Origin of the sequence: Streptococcus mitis (assembly GCF_022137125.1) — a bacterium.
Lineage (GTDB): Bacteria > Bacillota > Bacilli > Lactobacillales > Streptococcaceae > Streptococcus > Streptococcus mitis_CE.
In genome coordinates, this window is the sequence record NZ_JAKNEQ010000029.1 from 1 (window position 1) to 234 (window position 234).

The following is a 234-nucleotide window of genomic DNA, read 5'->3' on the forward strand; positions in this document are numbered from 1 at the left end:
CATCAGCTTTCGCCGCAGTTTTTTCTTCGTCTGTTAAGTCATTGTTCGCATCAATTGCGTTATTCTTGGCTTTCAATGCGTCATCGATGGCTTGTTTTGCAGCCGGTTTAGCTGTTGGTGTTGGAGTTACTGAAGATACACTTGTTGCTCCATCATTTTTAGCTTGTTCTACCGCTGCATTTGTTGTCGCTTTGTCGATTGCAGTCTTCGCTGCGTCGGCTTTTGCCTTAGCAT

At 44.9% G+C, this 234-nt stretch carries 1 protein-coding gene; it reads right to left on the bottom strand.

Features of this window, described 5'->3' with window-relative positions; all coding sequences use genetic code 11:
• On the bottom strand, window positions 1-234 hold a 234-nt coding region (locus tag L0P31_RS09320), incomplete at both ends, for a DUF1542 domain-containing protein (RefSeq protein ID WP_238096659.1).